This is a genomic window from Salmonella sp. 2018103 (assembly GCF_026247685.1).
GTDB lineage: Bacteria > Pseudomonadota > Gammaproteobacteria > Enterobacterales > Enterobacteriaceae > Salmonella > Salmonella enterica.
The window spans coordinates 4,096,836-4,115,580 of sequence record NZ_CP111029.1; the positions used below are offsets into that span (position 1 = coordinate 4,096,836).

Annotated in this window: 19 protein-coding genes and 6 pseudogenes; 9 read left to right on the forward strand and 16 right to left on the reverse strand. The window is 46.4% G+C overall.

Annotation, left to right across the window (positions count from 1 at the left end; translation table 11 throughout):
* Positions 1-369: 369 nt before the first annotated feature.
* The gene (locus tag OLG56_RS19825) at positions 370-1,122 is read left to right on the forward strand and encodes a non-specific acid phosphatase (RefSeq protein WP_000842407.1); all 753 of its coding nucleotides are present in this window, start codon (positions 370-372) and stop codon (positions 1,120-1,122) included.
* 144 nt (positions 1,123-1,266) lie between these two features.
* Here OLG56_RS19825 and OLG56_RS19830 read toward each other — a convergent pair whose 3' ends face one another.
* From OLG56_RS19830 to OLG56_RS19875, 10 genes are all read right to left on the reverse strand, one after another.
* Positions 1,267-2,115 (reverse strand): SdiA-regulated domain-containing protein, encoded by an 849-nt coding sequence (locus OLG56_RS19830; RefSeq protein WP_079980923.1) that lies wholly within the window; start codon positions 2,113-2,115, stop codon positions 1,267-1,269.
* Positions 2,116-2,140: 25 nt separating this feature from the next.
* On the reverse strand, positions 2,141-2,302 hold the full coding sequence (locus OLG56_RS19835; protein ID WP_176202677.1) for a hypothetical protein: 162 nt from the start codon (positions 2,300-2,302) through the stop codon (positions 2,141-2,143).
* A 260-nt stretch (positions 2,303-2,562) separates the two neighbouring features.
* Positions 2,563-2,775 carry a FaeA/PapI family transcriptional regulator gene (locus tag OLG56_RS19840; RefSeq protein WP_000063794.1) on the reverse strand — a complete coding sequence of 71 codons (213 nt, stop codon included), beginning with the start codon at positions 2,773-2,775 and terminating at the stop codon, positions 2,563-2,565.
* A gap of 72 nt (positions 2,776-2,847) precedes the next feature.
* Entirely contained in the window at positions 2,848-3,432 is a 585-nt protein-coding gene (locus tag OLG56_RS19845; RefSeq protein WP_024134326.1) for a hypothetical protein, read from the reverse strand.
* A 42-nt stretch (positions 3,433-3,474) separates the two neighbouring features.
* Positions 3,475-4,134, reverse strand: a complete 660-nt coding sequence (locus OLG56_RS19850; RefSeq protein ID WP_001663292.1) for a DsbA family protein — start codon at positions 4,132-4,134, stop codon at positions 3,475-3,477.
* A 180-nt stretch (positions 4,135-4,314) separates the two neighbouring features.
* The gene (locus OLG56_RS19855; RefSeq protein WP_207011555.1) at positions 4,315-4,782 is read right to left on the reverse strand and encodes a hypothetical protein; all 468 of its coding nucleotides are present in this window, start codon (positions 4,780-4,782) and stop codon (positions 4,315-4,317) included.
* 716 nt (positions 4,783-5,498) lie between these two features.
* Positions 5,499-5,936 (reverse strand): AfaD family invasin, encoded by a 438-nt coding sequence (afaD, locus tag OLG56_RS19860; protein WP_000191852.1) that lies wholly within the window; start codon positions 5,934-5,936, stop codon positions 5,499-5,501.
* A 19-nt stretch (positions 5,937-5,955) separates the two neighbouring features.
* Positions 5,956-8,544 (reverse strand): fimbria/pilus outer membrane usher protein, encoded by a 2,589-nt coding sequence (locus OLG56_RS19865; protein ID WP_139764732.1) that lies wholly within the window; start codon positions 8,542-8,544, stop codon positions 5,956-5,958.
* 210 nt (positions 8,545-8,754) lie between these two features.
* Positions 8,755-9,585 (reverse strand): fimbria/pilus periplasmic chaperone, encoded by an 831-nt coding sequence (locus OLG56_RS19870; RefSeq protein WP_079980926.1) that lies wholly within the window; start codon positions 9,583-9,585, stop codon positions 8,755-8,757.
* Positions 9,586-9,786: 201 nt separating this feature from the next.
* On the reverse strand, positions 9,787-10,092 hold the full coding sequence (locus tag OLG56_RS19875) for a PapB/FocB family fimbrial expression transcriptional regulator (protein ID WP_000370555.1): 306 nt from the start codon (positions 10,090-10,092) through the stop codon (positions 9,787-9,789).
* 531 nt (positions 10,093-10,623) lie between these two features.
* Between OLG56_RS19875 and OLG56_RS19880 the strand changes: the two are divergent.
* Positions 10,624-10,767 (forward strand): annotated as a pseudogene (locus tag OLG56_RS19880) (transposase); the annotation flags it as partial.
* Positions 10,768-10,783: 16 nt separating this feature from the next.
* Positions 10,784-11,044: pseudogene (locus OLG56_RS19885) on the forward strand (Rpn family recombination-promoting nuclease/putative transposase); the annotation flags it as partial.
* 288 nt (positions 11,045-11,332) lie between these two features.
* Here the strand turns inward: OLG56_RS19885 and OLG56_RS19890 are convergent.
* The 3 genes and pseudogenes from OLG56_RS19890 to OLG56_RS19900 form a co-directional block, all read right to left on the reverse strand.
* Positions 11,333-11,566 (reverse strand): annotated as a pseudogene (locus tag OLG56_RS19890) (IS481 family transposase); the annotation flags it as partial.
* A gap of 234 nt (positions 11,567-11,800) precedes the next feature.
* Positions 11,801-12,292 carry a GNAT family N-acetyltransferase gene (locus OLG56_RS19895; protein WP_000622305.1) on the reverse strand — a complete coding sequence of 164 codons (492 nt, stop codon included), beginning with the start codon at positions 12,290-12,292 and terminating at the stop codon, positions 11,801-11,803.
* Positions 12,289-12,582, reverse strand: coding sequence for a type II toxin-antitoxin system TacA family antitoxin (locus OLG56_RS19900; protein WP_001110453.1), 294 nt, complete (start codon positions 12,580-12,582; stop codon positions 12,289-12,291). Before OLG56_RS19900 ends, OLG56_RS19895 begins: the two co-directional genes overlap by 4 nt.
* Before the next feature lie 323 nt (positions 12,583-12,905).
* Between OLG56_RS19900 and OLG56_RS19905 the strand changes: the two are divergent.
* From OLG56_RS19905 to rtsB, 3 genes and pseudogenes are all read left to right on the forward strand, one after another.
* Positions 12,906-13,128 (forward strand): annotated as a pseudogene (locus OLG56_RS19905) (hypothetical protein).
* Between the two features lie 263 nt (positions 13,129-13,391).
* Complete coding sequence (locus OLG56_RS19910; RefSeq protein WP_000921676.1) at positions 13,392-14,267, forward strand: AraC family transcriptional regulator; 876 nt, start codon at positions 13,392-13,394, stop codon at positions 14,265-14,267.
* The gene (rtsB, locus tag OLG56_RS19915; protein ID WP_001269916.1) at positions 14,264-14,551 is read left to right on the forward strand and encodes a transcriptional regulator RtsB; all 288 of its coding nucleotides are present in this window, start codon (positions 14,264-14,266) and stop codon (positions 14,549-14,551) included. Before OLG56_RS19910 ends, rtsB begins: the two co-directional genes overlap by 4 nt.
* Here rtsB and OLG56_RS19920 read toward each other — a convergent pair.
* Positions 14,544-14,726: an ATP-binding cassette domain-containing protein gene (locus OLG56_RS19920; RefSeq protein ID WP_001527266.1), complete on the reverse strand. Its 183-nt coding sequence runs from the start codon at positions 14,724-14,726 to the stop codon at positions 14,544-14,546. The genes rtsB and OLG56_RS19920 overlap by 8 nt on opposite strands.
* Positions 14,727-14,745: 19 nt before the next feature.
* Between OLG56_RS19920 and OLG56_RS19925 the strand changes: the two are divergent.
* Positions 14,746-14,845, forward strand: a pseudogene (locus OLG56_RS19925) (hypothetical protein); the annotation flags it as partial.
* A 109-nt stretch (positions 14,846-14,954) separates the two neighbouring features.
* Positions 14,955-15,089: pseudogene (locus OLG56_RS19930) on the forward strand (hypothetical protein); the annotation flags it as partial.
* A 294-nt stretch (positions 15,090-15,383) separates the two neighbouring features.
* Here OLG56_RS19930 and OLG56_RS19935 read toward each other — a convergent pair.
* Entirely contained in the window at positions 15,384-16,289 is a 906-nt protein-coding gene (locus OLG56_RS19935) for an SdiA-regulated domain-containing protein (protein WP_001268209.1), read from the reverse strand.
* A gap of 303 nt (positions 16,290-16,592) precedes the next feature.
* Between OLG56_RS19935 and OLG56_RS19940 the strand changes: the two genes are divergently transcribed.
* Positions 16,593-17,993: a CBM96 family carbohydrate-binding protein gene (locus OLG56_RS19940; RefSeq protein ID WP_024154985.1), complete on the forward strand. Its 1,401-nt coding sequence runs from the start codon at positions 16,593-16,595 to the stop codon at positions 17,991-17,993.
* Between the two features lie 83 nt (positions 17,994-18,076).
* Here the strand turns inward: OLG56_RS19940 and OLG56_RS19945 are convergent, their stop codons facing one another.
* Positions 18,077-18,670 (reverse strand): TorD/DmsD family molecular chaperone, encoded by a 594-nt coding sequence (locus tag OLG56_RS19945; RefSeq protein ID WP_310923808.1) that lies wholly within the window; start codon positions 18,668-18,670, stop codon positions 18,077-18,079.
* Between the last annotated feature and the right edge of the window lie 75 nt (positions 18,671-18,745).

The window sequence follows — 18,745 nt, forward strand, 5'->3', positions numbered from 1 at the left end:
AATACTGTTTCCGGCTCTTGTTCATAATCATAAATTAATACTCAGCACATCATAACTGGTGGTAACTGTCGGGGTAACAGGGCACATATTTTAAAATACTTATTCATACTTTGTTATTACGTAAACATTTTAACCTAATGCGTGTCAGTCAGGCACGCAGATAAAAAATAACCGGGGGAAAAGTTAAACAAAATGCTGTTAGCAGGAAGTACCAGTATTGTTCTGTTGTCCGCTGCAGTCAGTCCGGTATGGACAGACGATAATGCCAGTACAGCGTCCTGCTTTTTTACCTGTATGTTGAATAACCATTGCAATAAATCATTATAGGATTACATCTGTTTATTATTGCCTGATCCGGAGTGAGTCTTTATGAAAAGTCGTTATTTACTATTTTTTCTACCACTGATCGTAGCTAAATATACATCAGCAGCAACAGTGCAACTCTTTCATTCTCCTGAAGAATCAGTGAACAGTCAGTTCTATTTACCACCACCGCCAGGTAATGATGATCCGGCTTTCCGCTATGATAAAGAGGCTTATTTTAAGGGCTATGCGATAAAGGGTTCCCCACGATGGAAACAAGCTGCTGAGGATGCAGATGTAAGCGTGGAAAATATAGCCAGAATATTCTCGCCAGTAGTGGGTGCTAAAATTAATCCCAAAGATACGCCTGAAACCTGGAATATGTTACAGAACCTTCTGAAAATGGGCGGCTACTACGCTACTGCTTCGGCAAAAAAATATTATATGCGTACTCGCCCCTTTGTCTTATTTAATCATTCCACCTGCCGTCCTGAAGATGAGAATACTTTGCGAAAAGATGGCTCTTACCCTTCCGGGCATACTGCTTATGGTACACTTCTGGCATTAGTATTATCCCAGGCCAGACCGGAACGCGCGCAGGAGCTCGCCAGACGAGGATGGGAGTTCGGGCAAAGCAGAGTGATATGTGGTGCTCACTGGCAAAGTGATGTTGATGCTGGCCGTTATGTGGGAGCAGTAGAGTTTGCAAGACTGCAAACAATCCCGGCTTTTCAGAAGTCACTGGCAAAAGTCCGTGAGGAGCTGAACGACAAAAATAATTTATTGAGTAAAGAAGATCACCCCAAACTTAATTACTGAAGGTGAAAGTCTTCCCGCAAACTGGACACAGCAAATGAAAGGAAGTGCAACTGCGTAGGGGCGACCGGGCGTGGAGAACGCCTTTGGTTTCCCCGATTCGCATGAATTCAACGCCTCTCCCCCGTTTGCAGTCCGTCCAGACCGTCATGACGTCGTTGTCCGGCTGAAGCGGTAAAACCGGTCTGGCTCACTGACTATCCACAGCGAATTCCGGTCATCAGAAGCTATCCCTTCCGCCTGCGGAATGTCCCGCTCCAGACCACTGTGTCCCCGGCGCAGCGGCATCACCCTCCTGCCGCCCTCCGGGTCTGACACCAGTACCAGGGCTGATTCATGGGAAAGCACATACAGCCGCCTGTTTATCCTGTCGTAATGCAGACCGGAGATATCCTTCAGGAACCACGGCAGGGACAACCGGTGCGTCAGTGAATCACTGACCGACAGAGAGTCATGGCTGTGGTCCGTTTCTAAAAAACGAAGCGGTTTCTTTTCCTGCGCCACTATCAGGGCATTCTCTCCCCGTCCACGGGCAAGGCCTTCAAAACCGGCATTGTCGCTTTTTCTGTCCACATCCAGGGTCAGGGTGTATGACGCCGGCGGCAGGACAGACGTATTCCTGTCAATGTGGTGGGTGGTGAGTATCCGCTCCCGTTCCCGGGACAGGACATAGCGGTTCCGGCCGAGATACTCAATGGCCTCAAAATCATGGTCGCCATCCGATGGTATCACCCGCAGCACGTCCCCGTCCGTGTCCAGCTCCACCACCGACGACGGATGGTCGGTCACGGCAAACAGCGTTCCGCTGTCCGGGTTCCACGTCAGGCCGGAGAGACCGCCCTGTATACCGGGAATGTCTTTTTCTGTCGCAAGCTGCCACTGCGTTTCCTCCGGGTACCAGGTTTCCGGAAAATACAGTGTGGCCGCACCGGCCACCATCAGAAGAGCGCCAGCCAGCAGTGCCGGTTTTTGTTTAAGTAAACGTCTCAGAGTCATGGTTCCGGATGTTCAGTTCATCGCATTACATGCAGTCAATGACAAACCAGAGCATGGCCAGGGCTCCGGTCAGGAAGCCGGAGATGAAAGCGCTGGTCAGCAGCAGTAAAATCAGCGCCCGGAGCGAAAAGCGTCCCCCGCCATACCCGGCGCGTCTTTTGTCATCCGGCATGTTGTCCTTCTGCAAAAAAATTCTCCGGGGAATTACCGGTATGGAGATGTCCGGATAAAAAGAGCTTTATTCCCGTAAGGCCTGTCATGCAGCCCCGGATTATATTCATTCAATATTCAGTAACAGAAATACCGATACAAAAAACACCAGTGATATCATGACGACAAAAGAAATACAGATGTAATAAATCATCTTCAGAAAGTTCATCAGTCAGTTACCGCAATATCTGTTCCGGCCACTTGTTCTCTCCATGCCCCTGTTTTACCGGATATCCGTCAGACCAGCCGCCATCGGCCGGACACGCCTTTACCTGCATTCATTTTCTCCACCACGCCCGCTCCCTCAAGCGTAACCAGATAAGCCCTGGCCTGGTATATTGTCAGCCCGGCCGCATCCGCAATACTCCGGGTTCTGACAGGTATATTTATCCTGCCGTTTGCCTGTGACTGCATAAAAGACAGAATTTTGTCGCAAGCGTCATTACTCATTTTGTTCTCCTGTGACTACGGGGAAGCAATGCTGTCCCGGAAGCTGAAATACCTGCCCCGGGTCTTCACATATCAGAACCGTTGTCCGGTTTCATCTGTAATCACCCCGGGTAACAGGCCGCTCGTGCACAGTACATGCAGGTTCTCCACCCCTGCATACTCCACCAGGCAGGCCCGGAGGTAATAATCCTTGCGTGATGCCGCCTTCAGTGAGGCATTCCTGTTTATGGCCGTACACAGGGATATCAGAGTCCGCTTTCGCAACTCAGTCAGTTCACCTGAGCTTTCCGGCCCGGCTCTTCCCTCAAGCGCCTGACGCAGCATGTCACGCAGCCGGAGGAGGCTGTCCCGGCCACTGATAACCTGCGCAGTTCCTCTCAGTAGCCGCATTTCCTGCAGCCGCGAAGGTACCAGAACAACCATGGGAACCGGACTGGCCGCGTGCAGCATTCTGATACCCTGCAGATGCCGTCCCCAGCCGGCCAGCGGCTCCGCACTCAGTGCCACCAGGGCCAGGTCATATGCTCCGGGAGGTGACATCTCCGGTCGCACCACGGCATACCCCATACCGGCAAGCAGATGTGACAGCCCCAGCAGTTCATATTCACAGTTCCCCGTCAGCAGTATGCGTTTCCGGCGGGACATGGCATTTTCCACTTATTCAGCTTCCTCCAGTTCACCGGCCTGCCAGCCAGATGCTCATTTTTTCTCCGGTGTACAGACCGTGACCGGATCATTCAGCAGGCCTTTCACTGCAGCCACATACGCATCACGAAACCCTTCCAGGCTGTTCGCCTGAAACGCGCCGTTCTCAACACGGTACCGGCCTTTGACAAACACCGTCGGCGTGCCCGTCACGCCATATTCCTTAAACAGACGCTTCTGTTTTTCCGTCATACTGGCCACTTCCTGACTGGTTAGCATCCGGTCATACTCCTCTGCAGAAAGCCCGGCCTTCACAAACACAGCCCGGATATCTTCCGGCGTTTTCAGCGTCCGGGAAACCATGACGGCATCAAACAGTAACGGCTCTACCCTCTCTTCCAGATCGGCCACCATGGCAACCGACCATGCCCGGGTCAGTTCATCCCCCAACTCCCCCAGAAAACCGGTATGATATTTGACCATCTTCTGCCCTGCCGGCAGGCTGTCACGGATAGCTTTGTCAATCCCGAGCTTCTGAGAAAAGAAATAACAGGGCGGGCAGTAAAAGGAGAAAAATTCCACAATCGTGGTATTTTCCTGCACGTCGCTGGTCACTGTTTTGTTCAGTGTCACACAGGTTGTACTGTCCGCCGCATATGACGCTGTTCCTGCTAATACTAAATACAGAAAAATAACCAGCTTATATTGGCGCATTCTACAGCCCCGATTAAAATATTAATACGGCAGCCATCTGTAATAATATTTAAATGTTACAATGGCTGACATTAAATTCATTGTATGATTACCGGATTTAATTGTCTGAAATTTACAATCACACGACATGCAGGGTGGTTCTGCCACCCTGCATGGATTACTCTCAGCTGTTACTTAAAATTAATTAGTCGCTACCTGAACGGTCGCAGTCAACTCATATACGCCAGGCTTCAACGTTTGTTCTTGCGTTGCCTTCATATTAATAGCAGATTTAGCACCAGCTTGAATCACCGGGGTGGTAAAGCCGGTAGCCTCAGCCCAGCTCAGTCCCTCAGCATAAACAAGAATGTTTTTTGTTGGATCGGTCTTGTCAATATAACACGGGCTTGTAGCGCTCTCAGTACGGCACATGTTTGCACCCTCAAATACCACTTCCGCCTTACCCTCAACCGGGCCCGCATTGCTAACAATGAATCCACCTACGTTAGTATCCTTACCAAGCCAGGTACCTAAAATTTTTGCAGGCTGTGCTTCAATACTATATACGGCATCTCCCGAGATGGTTACGGTTGAGGTCGCCTGTGTAGCAGCGTTAGCCGCACAAATACCACCCAGTGAGAGAGCTAAAAATAATGCAGTCTTTTTCATTGATAATGCCTTTTTTAAGTAATAAATAATCGAGCAAGTTCAATTAATCCGTGAACAACTGTCTCATTCACGTTTAATATATTAATCGTCTTACCCACTTAACTTCCGGGACAGACAGGCCTGCACTTGTAACATTGTACGTCTGTGTCGACAAGCTTGCTTAATAAAGCCGCAGATACTATCTTCCGGTGATAGTCAACCACACCGGTGGTCCCGTGTTCATTAAATTCGGTGCCCAGCCTGCCCATACCATACGATAATATTCAGAAAATAAGCCTGTTTCGTTATTTCTTAAATTAACCTCATACAAAACAGTTATTAGGTTTTGGGATATATTACCGCAACCACCAGTGTACTGGCATGAGCAGCACAAAACTTTCCATATAGCACGCATTATCTCTCCTTAATTATATCAGAACCCATATCGATGCAGTAAAATTAAACGAAGCTGGCGCAATAAACGCTCTCAAGGAGCAGTTATTTATGACATATTTATTCATCACCAATATCTACATGACATCATTAAAAATAACTTTATCAGGTTCATTTTTATAGTATAAACACCATAACGTAAGGATTTTCTCAAAAAACGATATATTCAAATATATTTCCATCACATATGGTATTAACGGATGCATTCCGCACTATTTACATACCCAAGCTAACTATAAACTTCACATCATTATTTACAGGTTTTTATCTGTCACCTGACAAATTCACGGCTCAAAATAACGACCCTGCACCGTAATAACATAGGTATCTACTGGCACACTCTGATGACCATTTGCCACAATATCAAATTGTTCCTGCATTTCACGGGTTCGTTTTATAATTCCCTCCCCCCCTTTATTATCCGGCACCCAGCCATTCTGACCAATTATTACGTACAATTTATGTTGTCTGTTACTTTTCCCGGTTAACACATACCGATCTGGCGACTCACCATTTCTTTCAGCATTCAGCCACACCTGGTATCCACTGTGCGCCTGCTGAGTACTGATTCGACCATAGCCAATGAGTTGGCCATCTCTGATTTGCGAATTTAAATTCAGTGCACTGTTTAGCGTGATGTCCACATCATCGTTAGCATGAGCATATACCGCCCCAAAGATAACGAATGCTACCATCCCCCTCTTTATTACACCCTGAGTCATTTTATCAGCTCCTGGTCACTTACCGGCACAATGCCTTCAGATTTGACACACCTGCAATTTCGTCACTTTTCAATAACTGATAGTCGGCCCGACAGTGTTGCTGCTGCCCGTTACCCCACATCACCTGAAGTTGCCCTTTTTCGGGTAAACCGCTCATATATACGTCACCACTATCTCCGACAATACCAGTATCCCACCGGGTATCCTCCTGGCCCACAAGGCTGGCTACAGCCCCGAAGGGAACAGGCTTACCATTCACCTGCGTCAGTGTAATCAGTGCACGCCCACCAACCCGTGTCGCAAAACTCGCCGGAATAATAGCTCCTTCTGTTGGCACTACCCTGGTATCTGTTTGCGGTATCGCCACATTTGCTGGCAGAGTTACCGGATTCAAACTGATGATATTCTCCTGGTACGGAGCCAGGTTCCCCAGGGTGGTATAACCACGAAAATCTGTTTTAACCCCTGCAGCATTAATAACCGAGACACCACTGGCATCGGGCGCTTTAATCAGGGCGGCCGTTTTCCCCAGACGTTGCCCAAACGTCACGCCATCCCGGTGAACAACCATACTTCCCTGAACCCCGGCATTTACCTGATTACCGTTTTTACGGTAGCCATATCCCCCACTGATTTCACCGTAGGTACCATTCCAGCGTAAGTTCAGGTCACTGCTGTTCTGGTTGCTACCTGTTCCCCCCTGTGCTATCTGTTCACTTACATTCCAGTACAATCGCTGGTCAAAGGCATAACCATTCAATCCCATGTTATGTAACGTGCCCTGGTTTGTTCTGTTTTGCATCTGGTAAGAAACACTGGTATTGCCTCCCAGCCAACGATTTAACGGTACGTTAATCCACAGGTTAATAGACTGCTCAGTCTTATTGTCGTTATTTCCACGATAGGTGGAGTAATTCCATTTACGTTGGGTCCAGTCTACTGACCAGGAAATGCCCTGTATCATTGGGCCAGAGTAACGTGCTGACACCTCATTTTGACTCTGCGAGCGATTCCAGTAATCTTCTCTACTTCCACTAAAATAAAGTGCACCCCATTCACCCAACGGCTGATTCAACGTCACACTGGTACGTGACTTTCGTTTATCTGCAAAATTATTGTTATTCCAGGAAGATTGATACCCCGCCCCTGGATACCAGTAGTCCTTTGAGGACCAGACCTCACCCGAGCGATAAGAGTCCAGTACCCCAGATAATGTGTTATAACCTGGTGACGCATACTGATAACTGGCCAGCGTAAACCCGGTATTGGTGCTTTCAAATGACTTACTATAACGAACACGCCAGCTCTGCCCACGCTCTACATCCTGGTTCCGCTTCTGTCCGCGGGATAATGTACTGTCCACCGATACTGCACCAAAGGCCCCCAGGGAAACCCCTAATCCCAACGTGCCCGCCTGGTAATGACTGGCCCATTGTCCCCCACTGTAAGCCGTTAAGTTCCAGGGTAAACCGTACATGATGGTGGCCTGACCAACAGGCACTTTATCGACCGACGTATCCGCAGAGCGATATTGCCCCATCATTACATTGTATTTCAGGTACCCCTGGCGTAACGCAATCGCTGGCGTGGTATAGGGCACGGTAAAGATCTGACGGGTTCCATCCGCCTCGAAAACCGTTACCTGCAAATCACCACCCCCATTAACACCAGGCAGGTCCGACAAAGCAAAGGGGCCTGGTGCCACTGTAGTGTTATAGATCACATAGCCGTTCTGTTTAACTTCAATACGTGCTTGTGTCTGGGCGACTCCCTGCACTACCGGCGCAAATGCTCGCTGACTATAGGGCACCATGGAATCATCAGATCCAATCATCCCACCGCGAAACGGAACGCTGTCAAATACATCGGATGGAGTGAATCGGTCACCCAAAGTTAAACGGCTTTTCAGGCTATACAGCCCACGTTCGGCATAGGTATAGGAGGTCTGCCATTTTCCCTTCTGTGAGTTCTGCTTCTGCCAGGTGGTCAGGTTACGTAAACGCCACGCCCCAAAATTCAAGCCAGGCAATAACTGAACATCCATACCGTTTGTGTTTAATGTTGCTCCATTACTACGATAGCTAGAACGAAAAGAACTCGCCTGGTAATCCATCAAAAATGCAGGGATACCATCATTCCAAAGTGCCTGAGGTGCAATACCTGTATAATGAGGACGCAGCGCAATCTGTGGAATACTCAGTAACAACTGTTGATTGTTGAACTGATAGGTTTCGCTGGCCTGGGGGATCGCTGATATCCGCGCACAGTCAGCCCCCCGAGTTGCACCACTGCCATCCCCCCCCTTGAGGACCGGAAATAATCCGGGATAACTATCCACCTTAATACCATAATCCATCAACTGCTTACGTGTTAAACATGTCTGTAAAAACGGATTACCTTTTGCATCTTTCTCGATATGAAAGGCCATCTCACGTGAGTCAACTCGTTTACCATTAAGCATCACATCCACCAGATAGGTACCGGGAAACTGAGCGCCCTGCTCAAGCAAAGAAATATCAACATTCCCACCCTTATCTAACTGAGAAGCATCGAAAGTGTAATATTTAGCTTGCACACCAGAGCTGTACATCCCACAGATAAAAACCATGCTAACAGCCAGGGCTACAGGACTATAAACCAAACGTACAACCGATGTTTTTTTAGAGAAGATTTTTTTCATCAAGCCATATTCCATTTTATTACCTTCCCGAAACAATGGTTCTGATTCAGGACGTTAAATTAGCTGATTAACAACATCTAAATAATTACACTCTGCTGTATATGATGCTTAATTAACCCACAGACAAACCGATACTATTTACTTAATATCTGCCTGATACACTTTACTCACACCACCGTAGTCAGTGACAACGGTCCAATAAACCTTGCCCGCAGTTCCTTTGGGCAAAGCGAATGTATATGACGAAAATGGTGGCACGTAGTGTATATCTGAAATATCAGTATTACCGATCTTTAAAGATGACAAATTCATATAAAACGGCGTATCATTTACCGCTTTCAACTGCGAACCATGGCGAACCCAGGACAACGATGATGCCACATCATCAGGATGACCTTTAATACTCTCCGGACGAACAAATAACTTAATACAATTATCCACAGATAATTTAAGGTTCAATGAAACAGCCTTATTTACCGCGGGTTTTCCTTCTTTGTCTTTAGCCCATAAGTCATCCGCTTTCGGAGGAATACCCTTTACACACAACCACTGGAGTGTCTCGCGATCCTTCGCAAAGTCCCCGCCAGTACGGATAATACGTAAATTATTCTGTTGCAATCCATCCAGGCGAAATAGAGGTGGTGTCACCACAAAGGGGGCTTTGCTTTTCATATCCTCGGTATACACCCGAGACTGGACCAGCATAGGGTAATCCCTGGGATTACTTACCGATATGCTTTGCCCCATCGAACCCGGTGAATAAATAAGTCGACTCACTCCCAACTTAACACCAAACTCCTGAGAATTTTTTTCAACCTTTATTTTCTCCGCAGCAATACTTTGCAAAGAAGACATACTCAACATGCACCACGTCATCAACAGCAACATTGTTTTCTTTGAGAATTGATAACGCGGCACAACGTTTAATATGCCACACTCCGTGATATTCAATGACTGTTTATTTTGCATTATGAATTTCCTAGTGCATCAGAATTAATTAACGAGCAATATAACTCAGTAATTTAAGTGAGCCTTTAATTTGCACCTGTAAACGTCAAGCATTCAACTACACGGATAAACCAGTGCGGTTGAAATTCATTGCGCGAGATTAATTAAAATCACACACAAGATGGATTATCTACTATAAAAGTTCCCAGGCCTTGATGGCGTTCATTCCTGAAACATGGTCAGTAATGTAACCGCATTTTCAATTCTAATAATTTTCGCCAGACTTAATGAAAAATATCCAACCGCCACTCCATTGCGCTCACATGCTTCCCGCCTTGTGTAGCCCAACACAAGATGATCTTTTAACGCGGCAATCACTTTTTCACTGTGAATGGGTGAAATTTCAATCAACAGCCAGAAACGATTTTCCGACATATCACCAAAAGAATGGTGCTTTTTTTTCTTGAAAGAGATCTCATTATTAATGAGATCGCTCACTCTGTTTCGCTGAATGACACTATTATCCATACCACAGTATCCCACTTATTCTATGTGTCACTATCGATAAAAAATAACTATCTCTCCAAATGCACAGTCATGGCATTTATCCGCCGGATTGCTTTTCATCTGGCCGCCATTCTAGTTTCAATCATTAATGCTGTAAAAGTATATTTTAACGATCTTAATAACTAACAAATAACACAAACAAAGAATAAAAATCTAATTTTATTAATTAAGCCAACACATAAATCCAAAACAAAAAAGAATTGCAGAAAAAAAGATCGCTATGGTTCTTTTTGTCAGAATATTTCCATAGCAAAAAACATGAAAAAACAATGCCTAAAGTCAAAAAAGAATTAACATATTTAATTAAATGTATACATCCTTGAAGCACTAACAACAGCACACTGCCACCCCCGGGGGGTTAAACCGGCGTCTATTTTCTGTTTTTTTTCGCCTGTGTGCCGTGATTTTGCTTTCCACCATTCAGGTATGAAGTGGAGCGTCCCCCGAGCCTTTAGACAAATCTGCCCTATGGTTTGAGCACAGAAGGAGTCTATAGGCACACCACATTTTGCCCCTGAATTTAAGGAAGAAGCTGTCCGCCAGATAGCTGAGCGGGGCTATTCCATCGCTGAAGTATCTGAACGGCCCGGCGTGTCGGCGCGCAGTCTTTATAAATGGCTTCGGGCTGTTAAGCCGTGATAACACGGGGGAGGCCGCCATGCAGCGCCACCTAGAGGCCGGGCATAAAAAACTGCCACTGGTGATACCAGTGTTGTTCTATACGGGGAAACGCAGCCCGTATCCGTACTCCCCCCGCTGGCTGGACGAATTTGACGATACGGCGCTGGCAGGCAAACTCTACAGCAGCGCTTTCCCGCTGGTAGACGTTACGGTCATTACGGATGATGAAATCGCCGGCCACCGTAGCATGGCCGCCCTGACTTTATTGCAGGAACATATTCATCAGCGGGACACTATATGAGCTAAAAGAGTCTCTCCGGGTTAATACATAATTAAACAACAGACAGTGTAATTTTCGACAGGAAAGGAATGATCAGGGGAGATATAACACGGCTCCGATAACGGTCAGGTGCAGGACACAAAGTTGCGCAAACCAGCGGCCACCGGGCAGCAGACCTGACAGCATCATCACGCCCCCGGACGGGACATTGAGCAGCAGGACAGACATCGTCAGTCTGGCGGCAGCCATCATCTTCTGACATCCGATCGTCAAAAAGAACAGAACACACAGTCTGGTCGAGAATGTCTGCTGGTAAATACGCCCAACGCCTTTCAGGTTGCCAACATAGAATATGACCTGTGCCCCCAGATAACCGGGATGCGCCGTTTCGATTTCTCCACACGCCTCGTCGTCACTGGCTCTACGTTCCAGCGCTTTCAGGCGCTTTTTGAAGTTCTCAAGGTTATGGCGAAACCAAACAGAACGGACACCGCTTCCGGAGATAAAGACTCTCTGTTTACGTAACTCATTACTTATTGGTTCTGTGCTGACCTCGCTGCTGCATAATAACAAGCGATAACTCTTATAAGTAACGTAGGACCAGGGTGTGTTTCGTAACTATTTTTTTGTACAACTTGACGCTGCATATCGACGAAAACCCACTTAATTTGATGGAAAATGTTCAAAACTGAATTCATTTTTTATTTCAGGGGCAATGTTCATCCGTAACTTGAAGTGTCTGTGAGGTTAATGGATACGTTCTGGAGTTTAAACACTCTCCACCAAATCCCCCAACGTCACCATCAACATCATCGGATCCATCGGCGACGGTACAAACCCCACCCGCTGGTAAAATTCCCGCGCTTCATCCGACAGGGCGTGAACCAGCATCCCGCGAATGCCGATAGTCTCCGCCACCTGAATAACCCGCAGCCCTGCGTCGCGTACCAGCGCCCGACCAACGCCCTGCCCATGAAGCGATTTATCCACCGCCAGACGCCCCAATACCACAATCGGAATCGGGTCAGGCATATTGCGACGAAAGCGACCGGGGGAGGTATTCGTCGTGACCGCGCTGGACGCCAGCGAGTAATAGGCCAGTACGCTCGAATCGCTGCCACAACACACAAAGGTACGGGACGCACCAGTGGTCTGATTTTTCATCGCCCGCTGTTTCAGCCAGTTATCCATAGAATCCACACCGCAGCAAAACGGAGTAAGAATATGTCCGGCATGAAGCGGCTCAGGGGCGGAGATCATTTTTCCTGCTCCCACGGCGCAGGGGTCTGCATGGTTTTACGCAGTGCGGCATTAGGTGAAGGTGTTTGATCCAAACGAGCCAGAAATTCCTGATAAGCCTGTGGATCGGCCATAATGATGCGTTGTTCGATCAGCGCTTCCTCTGCGGCAGCGCGGGCGGCTTCCAGCACAAAGTCTGTGCGGTTTTTCCCTCTGGCTTTCGCCGCTCGATCGATAAGATCGCGCTCGGCGGGTTTGATACGCAGGTTCAGGGTTTCGCGTTTCATCGCCATACTGTTTGCGGCTGGCATAGTGTTGTCCTCTTGTACTTCTGTGGATATTAAGTATACAACACGCGTAACGCAGATGTCATTACGATAAATTTAGAAGGAATAGAACCGGAGTATCGAACCGAAAGGTTTTCTACTCATTTAGAGATTCAGTACCAGGCTGTGCGCTGGCATTCGCTGTGAGTGATTCCTCCTCGGGGCCGACGCAGCAAAAGATTCAATACTGCCGCGCCAAAACACGCAACATTATATAATCAGAAATCAGAAAGCATAAACCTAACGGATACGCACAGTAAGAACCCCAATAACGTGTTACACCGTTTTTCATAAAGCCAACCATACGATTGAATGCGTCCCCTCCCCCTCAAACTTCCGGATATCGCTACGCCATCTACCCGCCGCAGTATATATTTACCGCGTTGTATGCCTTTCCTAACCGAGAACGTTAATATTTACCTCCAGGATAAACCTTATCACAAATTAAAATCAGATCTTATACCTCATGCTAACTACCTCCATGAAATTAAAGAGCTATTCTCTAAAAGATTAAAGGAAATTATTACTTAATTCAAATTTTAAAGAGATAATTTGATAATAACATGAGCCAATTCTTGTAAATTTCCATCTTTTTTTTATACGCGACATAGTTTTTTAACGATACTATAATATGTAGAAATGCAATATAAAATAGCATTTTCCATAGAAAATGAAAAGATCGCCACCTGATACCTTAAGTTCGCAAATAATTATATAGCTATATATTAGTTTTTTTGAAATATTTTTCAGAATAATTTTTGATTTACACGCACATTTAATAAAAGGAAATTATCATGCTAAAAGTATTTAATCCCTCACCTGTCCAGGTGGGGAGCATTGAATGTTTACAATCAGCGCAAAACTGGCAGAGGAAATCCTTATCACTTCAGGGATTAAATTTACTGCAGTCCGTGCTCATCAAGCTCACCACGGGTAAAATTTCAATTACGACATCGTCCGGGGAGTATATTACGGCATCAGGGCCAATGTTAATATTTTTAGCTAAAGATCAAACCATTCATATCACAATGGAAGAGACTCATGAACAGTTAAATTATAATTTAATTGAATTAGATTCAGCGTCAATAAAAAATGCTTATAATTTTTTTCTGTATGAACATGCAGACTTTTCGGCCCCATTAACAAAACCGACGACAAAACATCTGTTAGCGCCAATAGAAACAGGCGTAGCAAGAGTATTCAACCTCTTACACTCTTCAAATAAAAGCCAAAAACTATCCCAAGATAAAAAGGAATATTTAATAAGATTTCTACTTTCAGAGTTCATCTATGAACCCGAAGCATTTGCTCTCTTCAGAGAACTATCGCAAAATACATTAGCCGAAAACATTTATAATATTATTATAAGCGACATAAGTCGAAAATGGGCGCTCAAGGATATTTCTGACTCACTCTATATGAGTTGTTCCACATTAAAGAGGAAATTGAAACAAGAGAACACCTCATTCAGCGAAGTTTACCTTAATGCGCGAATGAATAAAGCGACAAAACTTCTACGCAATAGTGAATATAATATTACCCGAGTGGCTTATATGTGTGGTTATGATAGTGCTTCTTATTTTACATGCGTTTTTAAAAAACACTTCAAAACTACACCATCGGAATTTTTAGCGTTTTTATCTTCCTCTCGTCATCAATATGTTAATTGAGATATCTGACAATGCAGTATAAGAACAAAGCAAAACATATTAATATAAGAGATGGGATTCTGTTGCTCGCTAAAAAATTCGACCTAACATTGAGCGAGAAAAAAGTCATTTATTACGTGGCAGCAGGATTATCTGTTAAAAGTTGCTCAAATTTATTAGATCGAAATATAAAAACGATTTCAACACAAAAGAGATCAGCCTATAAAAAAATGGATATTACTACTGATGTTGAATTAATCCATTTGATGCTGAATGAGTTTTACATATCAGTCGATATTACGTAATTTTTTCTAAAATGTTGCCAAAGTGGTAGGCAAGGCAATTCTGGATATCATCTTCAGAGATCGGTGTGATATCTACGTTGTTTAATTTAACTGTTCCCGTATAACAATGACTGGAATTTGATAGTGCTTTGATTAAAGAAGATTTACCTGAACCTGATGTACCGATAATACCCATAAAATCTCCGGGAACAGCAGTGAATGAAAGCTGTTCAATCAGTGTTCGTTCCGCAAACGCTATGGGGTAATTCTTCGCTGTCTATCGGCTGGCTGACGATCGACTCTACTCCGCCAGTGTTGATAACGATACCGGTAACTGGCATGTTTCTGTTCCGCAATCCGCTATTCTGTCGGGGGGGAGAATCAGTACATCATTACGGCCACCGATCCCGCCGGGAATAGCGCCACCGCCAATGGAACATTTACAGGCACATCGCCGACGTAAAACCCGGTTAACAAGAGTTCCGGCGTAGATGAAATGATTTCGCTTAGCGAGGCGACATGGCATTCGGTAAGTGTTGATGAAGAATATTATGCCTGATAACTAAACATCACCATGCGAGGTCTCTTCGAAGGCCTCCTGAAAAAAACAGCATAATATTTATTGTCTGTTAATTATTACAGAGAGAGTTAATTTATAAAAAAAAGCGGCAGACTACGCTGCCGCAAATATGAGGAGGACAATTACCGTTACGCTACACCACAAAGTAATCCGTTACTGAGGTAAGTAAAACATAAATATCCCCAACAATGAATCAACGAATCAAACAATCGTCAAATCATGGTATTAATAACCTTGTTCTGTTTTAGCATACTGTGACAGTAAAAATACATTTTAGTCATTCTGTATATCACACGAAAATTTATAAAACAGATTTGGTTCACTCACAATATACAAATTATTTTCATTATCCATGGCAATCCCTTCTGGTTGGGGGATATCATCTCTGAGCCCTGACCACTCCGCCGTCAGGAACAATCGATCGCGCACCCGCCACTCGGAACTGACCTCCAGAATCATTTTTGACTCGTCCGACAACACCAGCAGCGAATCCGTTGGGGCATGGTATTCAAGTCCGGAGACATCGCTCACACTTGCAGTGATGGCAGAAGGCAACGCTCTGGTGATACCATTTTTGCTCATCTCTACTTCTTTGATCATAATGGGTTTTCTTTCTTTTGCGACATATAATCTCTCATTTTTCGCATCCCATGCCGTACCTTCCAGCCCTTTATTTTTTGCTTTGTCATAACCCTCAAGCTTCACCATGGAGATTATCTGCATGGTGCCGCGCTGAATATCCACCTGTGTTTTATAAACCGCGCCATCTTTCTCACTGCCTATCTGGAACTGGTTGCCCCCACTCCATGCAATAGACTCCGGGTCGTGGATGCCCTGGAGCGGCATCCGCCCTACCAGCTGCCCTTCTGTCGTTAACCAGACCAGTTCAGGGGGATTATTAATAACGGCGAAAAGCATCCTGTCTTCGGCGGAGTAGGTCAAACCTGAAAGGTTACTCTTAACTCCTGCGACTGGTTTTTGCTGAATAACCGCTTTATAGCTACTCAGTGCTAGCGCCGAGGGTTTATCACCATATTTGAGGATCAGTTGATAAACATAGCGTATATCGTCCCTGACCATAAATAAAATCACGCCCAAGAGTACAACCACAATAACGCGTTTTAGTAATCTCATAAAAAATCCATAGCAGATCGCGCCACGACTGATGTCGTAACGCATTTCTTAAAAATAAAGCCGATGTCCGATAGAATCGTTATTCGGTTATGGCGAGCGCCATTAGCATAGGCAAAATGAAATAGTGAGGGTTATCACAAAAAGCCCGATTTTAATCACTAACGTACCCTTTTTGTAAATTGACATAATCAAGAGGAGGGTAGTTTCGGCTAATTATTTAAATAGTACGTCTGCAAATTCGCCCCTGTATGCAGGGCGAATGACAAAAAGTGATAATTAATGAGATGTAACACCGCAATCTGATCTGCTATTGCTGCTCCCACTTCTATTCAACCGGGCAGCAAAAAAATGAAACTCAACCTTATTACCGTCAGCCTGGCTACGCTCGTTGCCGCTGGCGCATTCCCGGCCCATGCCGGTCCTCAGGCGCATGTCGTGTGCGGCTATCACCACACGCTGGGCGATGACGCGATTATGATGTTTGGTAAAGCGAATCAGGCGATGTGGCATGACTTTTTTGGCAACACCCACACCGACGCGGTCTCTACCTACCAGACGTTGCGCGCGCAACCAGATACCACCTGTGATAATAAAGCCGACAGCTCCGCTTACTGGGCGCCGTCCATGAAATTACCCGATGGTGAAATCGTAAATCCCGCCTACCAAAAGACCTATTATCAATCCACAAATGTTGCGCAATATCCGCTCCATCCATTCCCGGCCGGGCTGGAGTTACTGGCAGGCGATCATCACGGTACTGGCCCCAGTTCCGCAATCACCTTTTTATGTGCCAACGGCAAAGGTTACACCAACAAGGTAGGCGAAATATGCGGCCTGCGTAAAGCGGGCGATGCCGTCCAGTTTAATATCGGGATCGCTTTCCCCAACTGTTGGGATGGCGTCAACCTGAAACCGACCCATAGTCACAATAACGCTATCTATGCCGACCACGGGAAATGTTCCGCAGACTATCCGGTCAAAATCCCGACGGTGAATATGAACATCGCCTGGGTACTCCCGCAGATCTCCTCGCTGGATACGTCTAAAGTGGAATTGTCGATGGACCCGGTAATGCATGGCGAAACCCGGGCAGATCGCTGGGGAAGTCTTTATACCGCCCATGCCGATTTTATGAATGGCTGGACGGAAGATGGCGCGCAGTTTATGACGGATCTGTGTATGAATCAGGGACTGGATTGTGGCACTACGGTTCCTTACGCCTACAGTAAAGCGGAAGAAAATACCTGGGTAAGCAGCGAAGACGACAAGCCTCATGCCAGCGTCGATACCTTGTACGTACAGGATGGCTGGACAAATGGCGGACGCACGCAGCACCCGGAAACGCTCACGCTGGTGAAATTTAAGATCCCGCCCCTGCCTGCCAATATGGACGCTTCGCTATTCAAATACCGTATTCGCCTTTTTGGCGGCAAAACGGAAACGAACGGCGCCGATCAAATTTTCTTTTACCCGACCAGCAGTGACTGGCACGTCAGTACCGTGTCCTGGAACAATAAACCGGCGATCAACTACCGTTCCGATGCCGTGTTATATCTAAACCATTCACATGAGTATCGCATGGTTGATGTCGATAAAGCGGTGCGCAAAGCGCTGGCGGAAGGGAAAACGGAAATATCCTGGTATATCGGCGGCGACCGTCAGGGAAATCACTACGATTTCACGCCAGCGGACTCAAAACAGAGCCTGGTGCTGATGCTGACCGGTTTCAAAAAGACGCCGGAGCTGTAATAGTAAACTGTGCCCGCTGACGCAACAGCGGGCACGATGGCGGCACAAGCATTATGGCACGCCATCAAAACCTGACCAATACCTCAGAAAAACAACCGTTTATTCTCAGGCTGTAGTCCCTGTTGCTGCTGAACATCCTGCAAATAACAGGTCGCTACGATGGCAAGCCGGGCATAGAAGGCGCTAACGGTATTGCGTTGCAGCAATTCCAGATAGCGGAATCCCCAGGGCAGCAGATGCGCCTCCAGTAACCGGTTGGCCGCCACGTTGTCGCCTCGTGCCAGCAGATCGCTACAGGCTAATAGCATCAGGCCAAACTGATCTTCCGGCTCGCGTTCACGGTCAGTGAATACCATGCCCTGCGCCTGTAAAAAAGCTTGATAATCGGCGGTGGTTTCCCCCATCAGCAAATTATCTTTTTCCAGATAGACCGATCCCCAGGGCGGGACGGGCATCTTTCCCTGGCCTTCAAACAACACGGAAAATTGCCATGTAAGCGCATCATCATCCGGTAGCGACCATGACGCACACAGTGATTCAATATGTCCGCGATCGCGCCAGGGGTAAAGCTCAGGCAACGTTGGCAAACAGTCGAACAACGCTTTCACCTCCGGCCTCTCAGGGGAGAAGTAAAACAGTGCGCCGAGGATACGCGGCAAAACAGCACGGGAAGGCATAGCAATAGCTCCTGAAATATTTCGCCTGATAACGCTACGCTTATCAGGCTTACATGGCATAAACCGGGCAAAAAA